This window comes from Aeromonas sp. S18(2024), assembly GCF_041402525.1.
In the GTDB taxonomy this organism is placed as follows: domain Bacteria; phylum Pseudomonadota; class Gammaproteobacteria; order Enterobacterales; family Aeromonadaceae; genus Aeromonas; species Aeromonas enteropelogenes.
Genome location: NZ_JBGLQV010000006.1, coordinates 192,530 through 207,653, shown reverse-complemented (window position 1 = coordinate 207,653; position 15,124 = coordinate 192,530). Strand labels below are relative to the sequence as shown.

Here is a 15,124-nt window from a genome sequence, read left to right as displayed (position 1 = left end):
GAACTTGCGGCGGGGTGTGCTGGGGGGAGTGAGTCGGGCATGGATCTTCCCAGCTCTGCCGTCCCGTGTTTCCCTTGCTCTGGAAACCCGGCGCTCTATGGACAACCGGACGGGACAACCTCCCCCTGTGCGCCTGCACCCGCCAAAGGCGGTCTGCCTCTGGCTGGCGGGAAGATGCTCCTTCCCCGGCGCGGTAACCCGCAAGTTACCCTTGTTTCCCTTCGCAGGTCTTAACCTGATCAGGTTCCACGGATCCCGAATTAACGGTCTCAGCTTAGCGTCGTTCGACGGTCAGCACTCCGACAAGATGGCGCCAGTATAAGTGGGGTTTTGCAAAGTACAACCCATTAACACGCCCGACCAGTGCAAAAGAAAGACCGGGCACTGGGCCCGGTCTGATCGTTACGTTGCGTGTGCTTGTTTAATTGCGAGCAGGGGTCACCGAGAGCGTGACATTCTCGAAGCCCAGCTCGGCAAGCTCCTGGGCATCCAGCGGGATGTCCAGCTTGAGCCCGGTATTGGCACCGTCCACGCTGCGGGTACGGCGTACCTTGCTGTCGCTGCCAAGCGGCACCGGGGTGCCGATCTCGATATTGCCGGCGAACTGGCTCTCGGCACGGAAGTCACCCGTGATACTGGCGCGAACCGGGCGCAGTACTCTGGCCAGGCTGTCCTGCATGGTGGCAAGGCCGTTCTGCTGGATGGCCCAGTTCCAGTCCCACCACTTCATCTCGCCAGGGAGGTAGCGCTTGTCCCACTGGTAACGGATGCTGCTCGCCTTGTCCTTGAACGGACCGATGGCGAAGGTGTGACTCAGGGTCGGACGATCCTCGGGATGGGTATGCCAGGCATTGCCACCCCAGCGCAGAAAGCCGTTGAAGGTCAGGTCATAGCTCATATCCGCTTTGAACTCATAGGGATAGGAGATGTTCGCCTTGTAGAGCTCGATCTTCACCGGTACCCGGGAGCGGGCGGGCACGACCGGACGTACCGACTGGGACAGCGCTGTGGTGACGGCCCCTCCGTTCTGGGAGGCCCAGGACTGGTTCGCGGCAATCTCGATGGAGACCTCGGTTTCCCCCACCAGCGGCCACTTGAACTTGTTCTTGGTCGAGACCTTCTCGCTCAGGCCATAGGTGTTGGTCTTGGACCAGTTACTCATGGTGGTGTAGTTCAGGGTCACGTCGTAACCGGACTGGGGCGTGTCGCTGATGTTGGTCGCCCAACCCACCACTGTGTGGACCAGGGTACGCTCTGACTGGGTCACGTCACCGTGGCTGAAGCTGCCCGGATCCAGGGTATAGGCGAAGTTGCTGACCCGGATGCTGCTCTTCTCGTTGCAGCGATAGCCGTCGCATTTCCCGCCGTCGTTGCCACGCAGCACCCAGTCGTCCCCCTCCTGGATCACATCCATGTCATCCCCGACAAACTGGCTGTGATCGCCGCCGACCCAGGCATAGCCCAGATAGTGGGCCAGATAACTCACCGGCTTGATGAAATTGGCGCTGTCGTGAACCATACGCCATTGCACATCCACCGCATCGCCGTCAGGAATATTGAAGGCGGGCAATACAGGTATTTCTGCCGTGGCGGGACGAGTGGGATAACACCAGGTTGTCGATGCTTTACCCGGTTTTATTTCACCGTTATAACCTGGCCCAAGAATAACCCAGTTATTGGCCAACCCACTGATTTGCCACTGCCCCATCATGGCCACAATATTATTCCGGACACTCTGTGCTTCTTCCCGGTTAATTGGACGATAATCAGTACCGCAGACATTTTCCCCAAGAGAGAACAGCCGCAGCTGGTCAGGATAGATGGGCTCTGCAGCATTGGTCTGGGCGGCCAGCGTGGCGGAAATGATTAATGACAAGCCTGTTATTTTGAGTGCTTTCATAGCAACCCCTTATTTTTGGAGAACGACACGAATGAGAGGGTTATTTTTATTAACAAGCAGCACGCCAGACCACCATATCAGCCGAGGTTATTTAGGCTCAAGCAGGAATATTTAATTTCATGATCTCAATATGACGAAAACGTTTGAATTAGAGCTGTCACTTTAATGACTAAATACTTATAAGCGATCCTCTTTAAATGAAATAAAATCTAACAATTTTATATATTCTTAAATATCCTGACTTATTGGATAAGACAGAGAATAGATATTTCCCGGTTTTATTCCGTGATTTCATCTTCCGGATTGACGACCAGGATCTCCTGTAATCGCCCCGCCTCATCCCGGGTCAGCACCAGCTCGCGTCCGGGTTGCAGGTCACCGGGCCCCCCGTTGAGCCAGCGGGTATGATGATCAAACGCCACCGCCCCCAGCCCCGCCATCGAGAGCGTCCCGGCGCCTTGTGCGATCAGGGGTGCCTGCGCCCGCCGCCAGCCATCCGACGGCCGTGCCTGGGGGGCAAGACCAATTTGCTCGGCCACGCCATCACGGCTCCAGATGGCCAGACGCATACCGGGCCTCAAATCAGATAACTGCCGAATGCCCTCCAGCCGGGCGCTGCCCAGTTCGAGTTCGGCTCCCTGAAACTGCAGGCGCAGGCCGTCGTTGTGTTCCAGTTCCACCAGCCAGAGTTCGCGCTCGGCAGCCTGGATACAAAAGGGCAGAGAGAGGAGAAGAAGGATGGCGGGTTTCATGTGGCGGCCCATGGTCAAGTGCAGGAGGAGCCTTAACTATGGGCCGGGATGGAGAGATTTTCCGCTGGCGTGTCAGTCGTCCTGGCGGCAGCGGCTCAGGCGCATGCCGTCGAATTTGCACTCCAGCTCGAGCCAGCGCCCTTCGAACGGAGCCAGGCTGTTGTCCGAGGTGGTATAACCCCAGATCCGCCCCCGCTCGACCGGCCCTTCCAGCTCCATCTCGTCCGCTTCGTCGATAGCTTCCACTTCCCGCACGTAGCGCACGCCGTCCAGCACCACCCCTTCCAGATCGACCCAGGTGCCGCCCAGATCGTCTTCGTTGAGCCAATCCTTGAAGCGGGTCTGATCGTCGATCACAAACGGCAGACCATTGACCATCAGCTGCCCCAGCTGCCAGGTGGTGCGGCCGGTCAGCTTGAATTCGGCGGCATGTGCCATGCCAAATGGCAGCATGAGCAACAACAGCAGGGCACAGATAGGTTTCTTCATCGGGGATCCTCGGGGTTACACTGGCACACAGGATGCCGTATCCGGTGTGAAAAGACCGTGAAAAGGTCGCTGACCAGGAGAGCAAAGCATGAAGATTTTGGTTGTGGAAGACAATCCTCAGGTAGCGGAAACCATCATGGATTATCTGGAGCTGGCAGGCCACCGGCTGGATTGCGCCTATCACGGCCAGGCCGCCCTGCAGTTGCTGGCGGAGCAACGCTTCGACGTCATCATCATGGATGTCATGATGCCGCGCCTGGACGGCCTGAGCGCGGTGGCCCGCCTGCGCGAGCAGGGCATTGCCACCCCGGTGCTGTTTCTCACCGCCCGCGACAGCCTGGAGGACAAGCTGGCCGGCTTCAAGGCGGGGGGCGATGACTATCTGGTCAAGCCGTTCGCCATGGAGGAGCTGGAGGTGCGCCTGCAGGCCCTCAGCCTGCGGGGACCACGCGGAGACGTGGGTGCCATCAGCGTGGGTGAGCTGACCGTCGATGCCGCCAGCGGCCGCGCCACCCGGGCCGGGGTCGAACTCAAGCTGGGCAAGATCCCGTTTCGGATCCTCACCCTGCTGGCTCGCCGCGCCCCCGCCATCGTCAGCCGCCAGGAGGTGCTGGATACCGTCTGGGGGGATGAGGAGCCGGACTCCGACGCCCTGCGCAGCCACATCTATGCCCTGCGCAACGCCCTCGACAAGCCCTTTCCCACCCCCATGCTGGAGACCCTGCACGGCCAGGGCTACCGGCTGGTGACCCCATGAGCCTGCCGAGCCTGCGCCGTCGCCTGGTGGTGGCCCTTGGCGGCGCCGGCCTGGTGCTGCTGATGCTGATCTCCGGCCTGATGCTGGTGGCCGAGGACAAGATGGAGGAGCTGAGCCTGCGCCATTGGCTGGAGGCTGAGGTAACCCGCTACGGCGATGACTGGCTGCGCCTCGGCATGGCGGCGCCGGCGCCGAGCCCGCGCCAGTTCTCCAGCTACTGGACCGAGGCCGGACGCCTGCCGGTCTGGCTCAGGCCCTACCAAACCCCCGGCTTTTTCGAGCATCAGCTGGGCGAGGAGGACAAGCACTTTCTGGTGGCGCGCCACCCCTCTGGCAAGGGGCTGCTCTATCTGGTGTTCAACGACGACGCCGACGACTATCTGGATCCTTACGAAGACAAACTGCATCTCGCCACCCGGCTGATCGGGCTGGCGCTTCTGCTCGCCTTCATCGGGTTTGGCATCTGGCTGGTGCGCCACATTACTGGACCGTTGCAGCGGTTGCAGCAGCGGGTTGCCCACCTCACCCCGGATCAGGCGGACTTCGTGCCCGATGCACCCTGGCAGGAGCTGCGGGACATAGAACAGGCCCTGCTGACCGGCAAGCAGGAGGTCAGCGCCGTGTTTGCCCGCGAGCAGGAGTTCAGCCGCTTCGCCAGCCACGAGCTACGCACCCCCAACATGGTGATCCAGGGTTCCGCCGCCCTGCTCGGCAAGGTGACCGCTCTGCCAGCCCCGGCGGCCCGCGCCACCGTCCGCATTCGTGCCGCCGCCGACGAGATGGCCCTGCTCACCGAAACCTTCCTGCTGCTGGGGCGCAAAGAAGAGGTGGAGCGGCCGCCACAGCAGGTGGCACCGCTGATCCGCCGGGAGCTGGCCCGCCTTGCCCCCTTGCTGCAGCGGGAGTCCCTCGATATCCGGCTTGAACTGGACGAGGCAAGCGAAGTAAACGCTCCCCTCTCCCTGCTCGCCATTGCACTGGGTAACCTCTTGAAAAACGCCCTCAGCTACGCCGAAGGCCATATCGAGATCGAGCTGAGCGGGCAGGTGCTCACCATCAGCAATCCGACAGCAGCGGCGCCGGATCAGATCCTCGGCTACGGCTGCGGCCTCACCATCATCCAGCGCATCTGCGAGAAGCTGGGCTGGCAAATAGAGACCCGGCTGGCAGAGGGTATCTTCAGCGCCCGGCTGGCGATGAGCCCATGAAACAAGAAGGCGCCCGAGGGCGCCTTCTCTTTATGCTGCTTGATGCAGCTTGTCACTCACAGCCCCTTACTCGGCAGGCTTGTGCTTGCGGCTGCCCTTGAGCTCGAGAAACTCGATGATCTTGCCCGCCACGTCCTTGCCGGAGGCGGCTTCCACCCCTTGCAGACCGGGGGAGGAGTTCACCTCCAGCACCAGCGGCCCGCGGGCAGAGCGCAGTATGTCTACGCCAGCCACATCCAGCCCCATGATCTTGGCGGCCTGCACCGCGGTGGCTCGTTCCTCCGGGGTGATCTTGATCGCCTCTGCGGTGCCGCCCCGGTGCAGGTTGGAGCGAAACTCCCCCGGCTGGGCCTGACGGCGCATGGCCGCCACCACCTTGCCATTGACCACCAGGCAGCGGATGTCGGCGCCGTTGGCCTCGCGGATATACTCCTGCACCAGTATGTTGTTGTTGGTCTGGATGAAGGCCTCGATCACGCTCTCGGCGGCCTTCTGGGTCTCGCACAGCACCACGCCGATCCCCTGGGTGCCCTCCAGCAGCTTCACCACCAGGGGGGCGCCGCCCACCATGGTGATGAGGTCGGGCACGTCATGGGTGCTGTGGGCATAGCCGGTCACTGGCAGGCCGACCCCGTGGCGAGACAACAGTTGCATGGCCCGCAGCTTGTCGCGGGAGCGGCTGATGGCCACCGAACTGTTGAGGGCCAGGGTGTTCATCATCTCGAACTGGCGCAGCACGGCGGTGCCATAGGCGGTGATGCTGGCCCCGATCCGCGGGATCACGGCGTCATAACTCTCCAGCTCCCCCCCCTCGTAGTGAATGGAGGGGTTGTGGGAGGCGATGTTCATGTAACAGCGCAGGGTGTCGAGCACCTCGACCTGGTGACCACGGGCCTGTGCCACCTCGACCAGACGGCGGGTGGAGTAGTTTTTCGGCTCACGGGATAAAATGGCGATCTTCATGACAATTCCGCTAGAAGGCAGTGCCTGGGCAGGATGGGGCGGGAGAGTATAAGGTGCCACAGCGCCAAGACAACGCCAATTGTTTCTCCTGACAACAAGACAAACCGCACACAGAGCTCACCGCTCAGCTCCTCACCGCGACCATGGAAAACGGCGGCCCCGGGCTGGCTGGTCCACCAGCCCGAGCATACCGCCGTTTTTTCCTGACGATCAGCCGGATTTCATCCGGCCTTTCACTCTTAGCCGATATTGGGGGCCAGCCAGCGCTGGGCCTCCTCCAGTGTCATCCCCTTGCGCACGGCGTAGTCCTCCACCTGATCGGGCTGGATCTGGGCCACCGCGAAGTATTTGCTGTCGGGGTGGGAGAAGTACCAGCCCGACACCGCCGCCCCCGGCCACATGGCGTAGGACTCGGTGAGCTGCATGCCGATGGCCTGCTCCACGTCCAGCAGCTCCCAGATGCTCCCCTTCTCGGTGTGCTCCGGGCAGGCCGGGTAGCCGGGCGCCGGGCGGATGCCACGGTAGTTCTCGCGAATGAGCTCCTCGTTGGAGAGCGCCTCGTCCGGGGCATAGCCCCAGTGCTGCTTTCGCACCTGCTCGTGCAGGTACTCGGCGAACGCCTCTGCCAGACGGTCGCACACCGCCTGAATAAGGATGGCGTTGTAGTCGTCGTGCTCGGCCTTGTAGGCTTTGGCGATGGCCTCTTCACCGATGCCGCCGGTCACCGCGAAGGCGCCGATCCAGTCGGGCTTGCCGCTCTCTTTCGGCGCCACATAGTCCGCCAGACAGTAGTTGGGGAAACCCTGCTTCTCGCTCTGCTGGCGCAGGTGGTGCAGCACTTTTCTGACCTGGGTACGCGACTCGTCGGTGTAGACCTCGATGCTGTCCCCCACGGCGTTGGCCGGGAACAGGCCTATGATGCCAGCGCAGCGCACGCTCTGATCTTTCTCCAACTGATCCAGCATGGCGTTGGCGTCGGCAAAGAGGCGCGTCGCCTCCTCCCCCACTACCTCATCTTCCAGGATGCGGGGGAACTTGCCCGCCAGCTCCCAGCTCAGGAAAAACGGCGTCCAGTCGATGTAGGGGCGCAGCACGGAGATGGGCACGTTCTCGAACTTCTGCACGCCGGGCTCCCGGGGCGCCGGCGGTTGATAGCCCACCCAGTCCAGCTGATGGCGGTTGGCGCGGGCCTCCGCCAGCGTGATGGGGCGCGAGCGCGGCTGCTTGCGGGCGTGCTGCTCGCGGGCAATCTCGTACTCCTTGTCGATGCGGGCGACGAAGGCTGGTTTGAGCTCCGGGCTCAGCAGGCTCTGGGCCACCCCGACCGCGCGGGAGGCGTTGGAGACATAGACCACGGGCTCTGAGTAGTTCTGCTCTATCTTCACCGCGGTGTGGGCCTTGGAGGTGGTGGCACCGCCGATGAGCAGCGGCAGCTTGAAGCCCTGGCGCTCCATCTCCTTCGCCACGTGCACCATCTCGTCGAGAGATGGGGTGATGAGGCCCGACAGGCCGATGATGTCGGCATTCACCTCCCGCGCCGTCTTGAGGATGGTCTCGCAAGGCACCATGACCCCGAGGTCAACTATCTCGAAGTTGTTGCACTGCAGCACCACGCCGACGATGTTCTTGCCGATGTCGTGCACGTCGCCCTTGACGGTGGCCAGCACGATTTTGCCGTTGCTGGATCCGCCCGATTTTTCCGCCTCGATATAGGGCTGCAGGTAGGCCACCGCCCGCTTCATCACCCGGGCCGACTTCACCACCTGGGGCAGGAACATCTTGCCGGCGCCGAACAGATCGCCCACCACGTTCATGCCGTCCATCAGCGGCCCCTCGATGACGTGCAGCGGCCGCTCGGCCTGGGCGCGCGCCTCTTCGGTGTCCTCCTCGATAAAGTCGGTGATGCCCTTGACCAAGGCGTGTTCCAGCCGCTTGCCCACCGGCCAGCTGCGCCACTCCTGCTCCCGCGGATCCTCGGTCTGGGCGCCGGCACCGCGGTACTTCTCGGCGATGGCCAGCAGCTCTTCGGTGGCGTTGTCATTGAGGTTGAGCACCACCGCCTCGACCTTCTCTTTGAGCTCGGCCGGGATGTCTTCATAGATGGCGAGCTGGCCGGCGTTGACGATCCCCATGTCCATGCCGTTCCTGATGGCGTGGTAGAGGAAGACGGCGTGGATGGCCTCGCGCACCGGCTCGTTGCCCCTAAACGAGAAGGAGACGTTGGAGACGCCGCCGGAGATCATGGCGTGAGGCAGGTTCTCCTTGATGTCCTTCACCGCGTCGATGAAGTCCACCGCGTAGTTGTTGTGCTCGTCGATGCCGGTCGCCACCGCGAAGATGTTGGGGTCGAAGATGATGTCTTCCGGCGGGAAGCCCACCTGATCCACCAGGATGCGGTAGGCGCGCTGGCAGATCTCGAACTTGCGGGCGCGGGTATCGGCCTGGCCCACCTCGTCGAACGCCATCACGATGACGGCGGCGCCGTAGCGGCGCAGCAGTTTCGCCTGCTCGATGAACTTGTCCACCCCCTCCTTCATGGAGATGGAGTTGACCACCGGCTTGCCCTGCACGCACTTGAGGCCGGCTTCCAGCACCTCCCACTTGGAGGAGTCGATCATCACGGGCACCCGGGCGATGTCCGGTTCACCGGCGATCAGGTTCAAGAAGCGCACCATGGCCGCCTCGGCGTCCAGCATCCCCTCGTCCATGTTGATGTCGATGATCTGGGCGCCGTTCTCCACCTGCTGCTTGGCGACGTCCAGGGCCTCGTCGTAGAGCCCCTCTTTTATCAAGCGCTTGAACTTGGCCGAGCCGGTGACGTTGGTGCGCTCACCCACGTTCACGAACATGGATTCGGGGGTGATGATGAGGGGCTCGAGGCCCGACAACCGGCAGGCCACCGGCAGATCCGGCAGGACCCGCGGCTTGATGCCCGCCACGGCGTCGCTCATGGCACGGATATGGGCCGGAGTAGTGCCGCAGCAGCCGCCCACCAGGTTGAGAAAGCCGCTCGACGCCCACTCGCGGATATGGCCCGCCATCTCGGCGGCGTCGAGGTCGTACTCACCGAAGGCGTTCGGCAGACCGGCGTTGGGGTGGGCGCTCACGAAGGTTTCGCTGATGCGGGAGAGCTCCTCCACGTACTGGCGCAGCTCGTCCGGGCCCAGCGCACAGTTGAGACCGAAGGAGACAGGTTTGACGTGACGCAGCGAGTGGTAGAAGGCTTCGGTAGTCTGGCCGGAGAGGGTGCGGCCGGAGGCGTCCGTGATGGTGCCGGAGATCATCACCGGCAGGCTGTAGCCCAGCTCCTCGAACACCAAGTCCACCGCGAAGGCGGCCGCCTTGGCGTTGAGGGTATCGAAGATGGTCTCGATGAGGATGATGTCGGCGCCGCCCTCAATGAGGGCGTGGGTCGATTCGGTATAGGCGGCCACCAGCTGGTCATAGGTGACATTGCGCTTGCCGGGGTCGTTCACGTCCGGCGAAATGGAGGCGGTGCGGTTGGTGGGGCCCAGGACGCCTGCCACGAAGCGCGGCTTGTGGGGCTCTTTGGTGGTCCACTCGTCGGCTACGGCGCGGGCCAGCCGGGCCGCCTCCCGGTTGATCTCGGCCGAGAGATCCTCCATCTCGTAGTCGGCCATGGCGATACGGGTGGCGTTGAAGGTATTGGTTTCGAGGATATCGGCCCCGGCGGCGCAATACTGGTCGTGGATCTCGCGGATCACGGCGGGACGGGTCAGCACCAGCAGGTCGTTGTTGCCCTTGATGTCGGTGTGCCAGTCAGCAAAGCGCTCGCCTCTATAGTCTGCCTCGCCGAGCTTGTACCCCTGGATCATGGTGCCCATGGCCCCGTCGATGATCAGGATCCGCTCCTTGAGGCAGGTTTCCAGTTTCTTTGTTATGTCCGACTTCTGGTTCGGATCCCTACTTTGCCCACTCTTCGCCACGGCGCTTTCCTCTTACATCCATGCAACTGCGTAAGCAGCATCCTAACAGTAAACCTGGAAAATGGAAATCTAGCCGTCTATCAGTCCAAAATGGCCTTCATATACTCACTTGTGGGTAATGAGTAACATATGACCCGGGAGTACCCTATGGGCGTCCCGACAGGGATACGTGCTTGCTGTTTACAAACGAGAAAAAATAACTATGAGCGTCTACTACACACTCTGCTTCCTGGCAGCGTTGGCGATATTTATCGCCTTTGCCAACCAGTATGTCGTGAAGATCCAGACCACCATCGCCATCACCGCCGGCTCCATGCTGATCTCCGCGCTGATGGTGCTGTTCGGTAAACTGGGTTGGTTCAACCTGGAACCCCTTGCCGTCGAGACCATGAAGAGCATCGACTTCCAGAATTTCCTGCTCAAGGGGATCCTGGGCTTCCTGCTGTTCGCTGGAGGCCTTGGCATCAACCTCAAGGCGCTGCGCAGCCAGAAGTGGGAGATCACCATTCTGGCCATAGTCGCGACCCTGCTCTCCACCTTCCTCATCGGCTATGGCTTCTGGTTTATCGCCAAGCTGCTGGGCTGGGATGTGCCACTGGTCTACTGCATGCTGTTCGGGGCCCTGATCTCCCCCACCGACCCGATCGCCGTGCTGGCCATCGTCAAGAAGATGAAGGCGCCGCCCCAGATCTCCATCCAGATCGAGGGGGAGTCCCTGTTCAATGACGGTGTGGGCCTCGTCATCTTCGCCACCGTGTTTGCCGTGGCATTTGGCGGCGTCGAGCCCACCTTCGGCAGCGTGGCCGGTCTGTTCCTGCACGAAGCCCTAGGTGGCATCCTGTTCGGTGCCGTGTTGGGGGTCATCGCCCACGTGATGATCAGCGCCACCGATGACGGCTCTCTGGAGCTGCTGCTGACCCTCTGCATCCCGACCGCCGGCTTCGCCTTTGCCAACATGATCGGCGTCTCCGGCGCTCTGGCCATGGTGGTCACCGGCATCATGATCGGCAACTGGACCCGCCACTCCGGCTTCTCCGAGCAGAGCCGCCATCACCTGGATCACTTCTGGGAGTTGATGGACCAGTTCCTCAACGCCCTGCTGTTCCTGCTGATCGGTCTGGCGCTGGTGCTGCTGGATCTCGCCTGGCGTGACTGGATCCTGCTGGTCATCGCGGTGCCGCTCTGCCTGGCTGCCCGCTTCATCAGCGTCTCCCTGCCCTATGTGGCCTTCCGCCGTTTCCGTACTTATAACACCTTCTCGGTGCGGATCCTCACCTGGGGCGGCCTGCGTGGCGGTCTGGCCATGGCGATGGCCCTGGCACTGCCGTCCGGCGTCATGATGCTCCCGGAGCACGGCGTCGACCTGCGCCAGGTCATCCTGGTGATGACCTACTCGGTGGTGATGTTCTCCATCGTGGTACAGGGCATGACTATCACCCCGATGATCACCGCTGCCAAGCGGGCAAGCGGCGACTACTGATTGCCGCCTGCCACCGGGTTTTGCGACCCACTGGCACGCTGATAAAAAAAATCCGGCCTCTCTACGGGGCCGGATTTTTATTTGCGCGCGGATTGCCGATGCCCTCAACAAGCGACGGCGGGTACCGACCGGGGATCGGCAGTGTTCTGGTTCAGCTCCGCCCTGAACTGCCCAAGGGGGATCGGCCGGCCAAACAGGTAGCCCTGCTGATAGGTCACCCCTTTGGTCTTGAGATATTGCGCCTGCGCCGGATGTTCTACCCCCTCGGCCACCAGGGAGAGACCGAGGCGGGAACCCAGGTCGATCACGTTGTCGACAATGTGCTCGGAGAGGGACTCGGTCCCGATCCGGCTGATAAAGGACTTGTCGATCTTGAGGTAGTCCACCTGGAACTGCTGCAGATAACGCAGGCTGGAGTGGCCGGTACCGAAGTCATCGATGGCCAGCCTGACCCCCAGCTCGTTGAGCTGTCTGAACAGTGACAGGGTCTGGGGATCGGCCACCAGCAGCTCCCGCTCGGTCAGCTCCAGCACCAGCACCACCTGGCCCGGCGCGAAATGAGCGAGGAAGCGGCGACACTCGGCGAGCAACCCGGCCTCGCGGCAATGGGCCGCACTGATGTTGAAGCTGATGTGAAATCCATGGGGCACCTGCTGGCGCTCCATGCCCAGCTCCCGGGCCACCTCTTCCATGATCAGGGTCGTCATCGGCACTATGAGGCCACTAGCCTCCGCCTGGGGGATGAAGAGATCGGGGCGGATCAGCCCGGCCGTCGGATGTTGCCAGCGCATCAGTACCTCGGCCCCCATCACCCGCTCGCCATCCGACGCCACCAGGGGTTGCAGGTAGGGCACGAACTCCTTGTTGCGCAGGGCGCGTTCCAGCTCGCTGACGGGTGAGCGGGGCCGTCCCAGCAACCACCAGATCAGCAGGGCAAAAGTCAGGGAGATGCCCGCCAGCAGCAGGGCCCCCCAGCGCTTCTCCTGCCACAGGGAGAGCCAGAGCGATGAGATTTCATGTCCCGCATAGATGGAGAGCGGATAGCGGGCGGAAGAGGTCTCGTGACTGGCCAAGGTGGGCAGGGCTACCTCCTTGTCGCTCAGCACGCCCTCGTCATCCAGCCACTGGCTCCCCACGTGAAGGAGCAACTTGCAGGGGCGACCACTGATCACCAGCATGAAGCGCAGGTAGTCGCCATCTATGGTGCTGACCGCCGCCCCCTGCTCCTTGTTGTCCCGCAGGATCAGCAAGGGGTGATCGGCACGCACCTGGCTACCCGACACCAGGCGCAGGCGCCCGTCGATGTAATTTTCCTGCCGATCGGGCCAGCGGATGGGACCAAACAGGGAGTTGCAGTAGGCCTCCTCCTCCCCCGCCAGATTGACGGTGCGCACGAAGGGCACCAGCGCTACCTGTTGGCGCAGGGCAAACAGGGCCCGTTCGCACGACTTGCCGAGGAAGGGCAGGATCGCCTGATTGGCCTCTTCCGCATGGGACAACATGGTTTCCATCAGGGAGACCGCCTGTTTAGCGGACTCCTCGGACTGGCGTTCCAGGGTCTGTATATGGCTGTTGTACAACATCCAGAGACCCAAGGAGAAAGGCAGTCCGAACAGCAGCAGGGTACAACCAAGGCGTAGCCAGGGACGGGAGAAATCCAGGTTGGGCAACGTCATCGACATAAGGGCACCATACAGCGAACATGGCGACCCAACATAACAGGCGATGCTGAACTCAGGCCTAGCGCGAACAAAGTTTGACCAGAATGGAGCCGAAACAGCCAGCCCACTCTCCGCTTGCCAGAGCCCTTTAACTGGCGTTCACGCTGCGCTTTTCCCGTGCAGGAACAGGCGAGCTGGCGGGGATATCCCCTGACTGCAGCTCTTCGCAAAATTGCGGCAACGGCATGGGGTGGGAGTAGAGGAATCCCTGCAGAAACTGGACCCCCTTGCTCCTGAGATAGGCGGCCTGCTGCTCTGTCTCGACCCCTTCCGCCACCAGGGCGAGACCAAGACGGCTCGCCAGATCGATCACGTTGTCGACTATGTGCTGGGAGAGGGATTCTGTGCCTATCCTGCGGATAAATGACTGATCTATCTTGAGATAATCCACATGAAACTGCTGCAGGTAACGCAGGCTGGAGTGGCCTGTGCCAAAATCGTCGATCGCCAGCCTGACCCCCATCTGATCCAGCTGCTGGAACAGGGAGAGCGTCTGGTTATCCGCCACCAGCAGCTCCCGCTCGGTCAGCTCCAGCACCATCACCACCTTGCCGGGGGCAAAGTGATCGAGAAAAGTACGGCATTCGCTGAGCAGGGAAAAATCGTGGCAGTGGGCCGCACTGATGTTGAAACTGATATGAAAACCATCCGGCAGCTGCGTCTGTATCCGCCCCAACTGGTTCGCCACGCTTCTCATCATCTGGCTGGTCATGGGCACGATAAGGCCGGATTCCTCCGCCTGGGGAATGAAGAGATCGGGCCTGATCACTCCCTCGGTGGCATGATGCCAGCGCATCAGCACCTCCCCTCCCATCATGCTGCCGTCGTCACTGGCCACCTGCAGTTGCAGATAGGGGACGAATTCCCTGGCACGCAGGGCCCGTTTCAGCTCGTCATTGGGGGAACCCGGGCGGCCCAGCACCCACCACACCAGCCAGGCAAGCAACAAGGCGCTGGCAGCCAGTGACAACAACGCCAGCTGACGCGCCTCCCAGAGTGACTGCCAGTAGTGGGGAATGCTGTAGCCTGCGTAGATGGCAAAGGGGTAGCGGTCGGAGGAGAGCCTGAGGCTGGTACTGCGCTCCAGCCTGGGGGCATGGTCCAGATAGCGGCCAGACTCGTCGATGCTGGCCGAGCCCACCTGCAGAAACAGGACGTCGGGCTTGTCTCCAAGGGAGAGCATGAAACTGAGCAATGAGCTGTCGACGGCGCTGAGAGCGGCATCCCTGCCCTGTTCGGTGCGCACCACCAGCAGGGGGTGGTTCTGCCTTACCTTGTTGCCGCGCATCAGCAGCAACTTGCGATCGAGATAACGGGAGCCATCATCGACTTCGCTGACAGCCCCGAACAACGAGGTACAGCTGATCACTCCATCATTGACCAGGTTGACCGAGCGCAGGAAGGGCTCCACAGCTACTTTCTTGCGCAAGATCAGCAAATTACGTTCACAGGGGGCCGCTACAAACGGCAGCACTTCCCGGTTGACCTGTTCCGCACGATCCAGCACCTCTTCCATCAAGGTAATGGCCTTGTGTGCCGAAGCTCTGGAATCGGCTTTAAGATCATACAGATAGTTGCTGTGAACGATCCAGCCACCAACCAGCAGAGGGAGGGAGAATGCCAGCAGAGTACTGCCGATGCGCAATCTGGTACGGGAAAGATCCAACCGGAAAAGAAACATAAAAAACCACGCCACAAGCTGTCAGGCCTGCCCAGGCAGACGCTGCACTAGACCAAGAGTCGGGTTACACAGGTAACGATGACTCATCGCTACCGCTCATAACCGAATAACATAACGCAAAGCGTTTATAAAACGAACCGATGAAACTGTGACCAGATCACACTTGTACCAGCCGCTCCCGCAGCAAGAGGCCCCCATAGAAACGAATAATGCCGCGTCGAGACGC

Annotated in this window: 10 protein-coding genes and 1 riboswitch; of the genes, 3 read left to right on the top strand and 7 right to left on the bottom strand. The window is 61.7% G+C overall.

Translation table 11 applies throughout. From position 1 onward, the window contains the following. Positions 1 to 198: 198 nt before the first annotated feature. Positions 199 to 312, bottom strand: a riboswitch (TPP riboswitch). 109 nt (positions 313 to 421) lie between these two features. The 3 genes from ACB034_RS12385 to ACB034_RS12375 form a co-directional block, all read right to left on the bottom strand. Beyond that, the gene (locus ACB034_RS12385; RefSeq protein ID WP_371172938.1) at positions 422 to 1,900 is read right to left on the bottom strand and encodes an aerolysin family beta-barrel pore-forming toxin; all 1,479 of its coding nucleotides are present in this window, start codon (positions 1,898 to 1,900) and stop codon (positions 422 to 424) included. Between the two features lie 278 nt (positions 1,901 to 2,178). Next, entirely contained in the window at positions 2,179 to 2,652 is a 474-nt protein-coding gene (locus ACB034_RS12380) for a hypothetical protein (protein ID WP_371172937.1), read from the bottom strand. A 72-nt stretch (positions 2,653 to 2,724) separates the two neighbouring features. Then, entirely contained in the window at positions 2,725 to 3,141 is a 417-nt protein-coding gene (locus ACB034_RS12375; protein ID WP_042025109.1) for a hypothetical protein, read from the bottom strand. An 88-nt stretch (positions 3,142 to 3,229) separates the two neighbouring features. Here ACB034_RS12375 and ACB034_RS12370 point away from each other — a divergent pair, with 88 nt between their 5' ends. Both ACB034_RS12370 and ACB034_RS12365 read left to right on the top strand, forming a co-directional pair. Then, positions 3,230 to 3,898 carry a response regulator transcription factor gene (locus tag ACB034_RS12370; RefSeq protein ID WP_026458199.1) on the top strand — a complete coding sequence of 223 codons (669 nt, stop codon included), beginning with the start codon at positions 3,230 to 3,232 and terminating at the stop codon, positions 3,896 to 3,898. Then, complete coding sequence (locus tag ACB034_RS12365) at positions 3,895 to 5,106, top strand: sensor histidine kinase (protein WP_371172936.1); 1,212 nt, start codon at positions 3,895 to 3,897, stop codon at positions 5,104 to 5,106. Before ACB034_RS12370 ends, ACB034_RS12365 begins: the two co-directional genes overlap by 4 nt. Positions 5,107 to 5,172: 66 nt before the next feature. Here ACB034_RS12365 and rimK read toward each other — a convergent pair whose 3' ends face one another. Further along, positions 5,173 to 6,069 (bottom strand): 30S ribosomal protein S6--L-glutamate ligase, encoded by an 897-nt coding sequence (gene rimK, locus ACB034_RS12360; RefSeq protein ID WP_042025107.1) that lies wholly within the window; start codon positions 6,067 to 6,069, stop codon positions 5,173 to 5,175. 239 nt (positions 6,070 to 6,308) lie between these two features. Continuing rightward, positions 6,309 to 10,016, bottom strand: a complete 3,708-nt coding sequence (gene metH, locus ACB034_RS12355; RefSeq protein ID WP_371172935.1) for a methionine synthase — start codon at positions 10,014 to 10,016, stop codon at positions 6,309 to 6,311. Positions 10,017 to 10,218: 202 nt separating this feature from the next. On the opposite strand from metH, the gene ACB034_RS12350 reads away from it, so the two are divergent. Further along, positions 10,219 to 11,496 carry a sodium:proton antiporter gene (locus ACB034_RS12350; protein WP_026456942.1) on the top strand — a complete coding sequence of 426 codons (1,278 nt, stop codon included), beginning with the start codon at positions 10,219 to 10,221 and terminating at the stop codon, positions 11,494 to 11,496. A 104-nt stretch (positions 11,497 to 11,600) separates the two neighbouring features. On the opposite strand, the gene ACB034_RS12345 is transcribed toward ACB034_RS12350, so the two are convergent. Together ACB034_RS12345 and ACB034_RS12340 are read right to left on the bottom strand one after the other, a co-directional pair. After that, positions 11,601 to 13,178 carry an EAL domain-containing protein gene (locus tag ACB034_RS12345; protein WP_371172934.1) on the bottom strand — a complete coding sequence of 526 codons (1,578 nt, stop codon included), beginning with the start codon at positions 13,176 to 13,178 and terminating at the stop codon, positions 11,601 to 11,603. Between the two features lie 127 nt (positions 13,179 to 13,305). Continuing rightward, the gene (locus ACB034_RS12340; RefSeq protein WP_371172933.1) at positions 13,306 to 14,898 is read right to left on the bottom strand and encodes an EAL domain-containing protein; all 1,593 of its coding nucleotides are present in this window, start codon (positions 14,896 to 14,898) and stop codon (positions 13,306 to 13,308) included. Positions 14,899 to 15,124 lie beyond the last annotated feature (226 nt).

What these genes read in the sequence shown, in the direction of transcription:
- ACB034_RS12380 (WP_371172937.1), bottom strand. Translation starts at nt 2,652, where the DNA reads ATGAAACCCGCCATCCTTCTTCTCCTCTCTCTGCCCTTTTGTATCCAG.
- ACB034_RS12340 (WP_371172933.1), bottom strand. Translation starts at nt 14,898, where the DNA reads ATGTTTCTTTTCCGGTTGGATCTTTCCCGTACCAGATTGCGCATCGGC.
- ACB034_RS12385 (WP_371172938.1), bottom strand. Translation starts at nt 1,900, where the DNA reads ATGAAAGCACTCAAAATAACAGGCTTGTCATTAATCATTTCCGCCACG.
- ACB034_RS12365 (WP_371172936.1), top strand. Translation starts at nt 3,895, where the DNA reads ATGAGCCTGCCGAGCCTGCGCCGTCGCCTGGTGGTGGCCCTTGGCGGC.
- rimK (WP_042025107.1), bottom strand. Translation starts at nt 6,069, where the DNA reads ATGAAGATCGCCATTTTATCCCGTGAGCCGAAAAACTACTCCACCCGC.
- ACB034_RS12345 (WP_371172934.1), bottom strand. Translation starts at nt 13,178, where the DNA reads ATGTCGATGACGTTGCCCAACCTGGATTTCTCCCGTCCCTGGCTACGC.
- ACB034_RS12370 (WP_026458199.1), top strand. Translation starts at nt 3,230, where the DNA reads ATGAAGATTTTGGTTGTGGAAGACAATCCTCAGGTAGCGGAAACCATC.
- ACB034_RS12375 (WP_042025109.1), bottom strand. Translation starts at nt 3,141, where the DNA reads ATGAAGAAACCTATCTGTGCCCTGCTGTTGTTGCTCATGCTGCCATTT.
- ACB034_RS12350 (WP_026456942.1), top strand. Translation starts at nt 10,219, where the DNA reads ATGAGCGTCTACTACACACTCTGCTTCCTGGCAGCGTTGGCGATATTT.